The organism is Paenibacillus sp. P32E (genome assembly GCF_001909085.1).
In the GTDB taxonomy this organism is placed as follows: Bacteria; Bacillota; Bacilli; order Paenibacillales; family Paenibacillaceae; genus Paenibacillus_AQ; species Paenibacillus_AQ helianthi.
The window spans coordinates 1-1,405 of record NZ_LVYY01000052.1 but is presented as its reverse complement, the minus strand read 5'-3'; the positions used below and the strand labels follow the sequence as shown (position 1 = coordinate 1,405).

General features: G+C 50.0%; 1 protein-coding gene. It reads left to right on the top strand.

Annotated elements, in window-relative coordinates:
* A partial coding sequence (locus tag A3848_RS26100; RefSeq protein WP_074087846.1) for an IS1182 family transposase occupies positions 1–1,327 on the top strand: 1,327 nt, incomplete at its 5' end.
* Between the last annotated feature and the right edge of the window lie 78 nt (positions 1,328–1,405).

Sequence of the window (1,405 nt, the reverse complement as noted above, 5' to 3'; positions counted from 1 at the left end):
AGCCGTGCGAGAGAATATTCCTTTCATGTGGCTGGCCGGACGGCAGCGCCCCAACTTTCGAACTCTTAATCGCTTCCGTTCCCAGCGGATGAGGAATGTCCTCGAAACGGTATTTACCGCCGTGCTTCAGTTTCTGGCTGACGAAAAATACGTGTCTCTGGAGCATTATTTTGTGGACGGCACTAAGATCGAGGCGAATGCCAATCGCTACACCTTTGTTTGGGGCAAAGCGGTCAGCAAACACAAAGCGAAATTACAGGAGAAGGTACACGCTCTGTTTGCTGACATTGAAGCGGCAGCGCACCAAGAAGAACAGGAGTTCCAGGGAAAGGACCTCGCCGAATTCGGAGAATCTTGTGAGATGAACAGTGAGAAGCTAGAAACCCTGACCCAGGTGCTGGAGTCTAAGCTCCTGGACAAACCTAAAGACAAACCTCTGAAAAAAGCCGTTCGGAAGCTTCGGAAGGATTTGCTGCCCAGATTACTGAAGTACGAACAGTACCAGAGGCTACTTGGCGACCGGAACAGTTTTAGCAAGACCGACCCGGATGCGACGTTCATGCGGATGAAGGAAGACCACATGCGAAATGGTCAACTCAAACCGGGTTACAATGTACAAATCGGAACGGAAAACCAGTTTATTTTAGCGTACAGTCTACACCCGAGACCTACGGACACCCGTTGTTTACAGCCGCATATGGAAAAGGCAAAAAAGATCTTGGGTAAACTTCCTAGGGCGGTAATTGCGGATGCAGGTTACGGCAGTGAAGAAAACTACGCCTATCTGGAAAAGGAAGAGATTCAGGTGGTCGTGAAATACGGCAGCTACCACAAAGAAAAGAGTAAAGCTTGGAAAGAGAATATCGGAAAGGTGGAGAACTGGACGTACAGTGAAACCAGGGATACATGGACGTGCCTAGCTGGGGAAACGTTGCATTTCCGCAAAGAGAGCAAGGAGACACTACAAAGCGGATATGAAATTCACAAACGTCATTACCGAAGCCAAAACTGCGAAGGCTGTCCGCTGAAGGAACGCTGCACCAAGGCAGCAGGAAATCGGGAAGTGGTTGTCAGTCTGGAGAGGCTGCGGTACCAGAAGCAGGCTCGGGACATCCTGCGAAGCGAGGAAGGTTATGCCCTGGCCGTACGCCGAATGACGGAACCGGAAAGCGTATTTGGACAACTGAAGAATAACCGGGGCTTCCGGCGCTTTCTGCTTCGCGGCATGGAAAAAGTGACGCTTGAGGTCGGTTGGCTTTCGCTTGCCCATAATATGCTGAAGCAAGCCACGGTGGACCAAAAACGCAAGGCCGCGATTCTCCAATAACAGGAGAATCGCGGCCTTGCTGTCTTTTTACTGCCTCTTGAATACATATGGGCTGTTTCTTTTTTTTGAAAATCTACT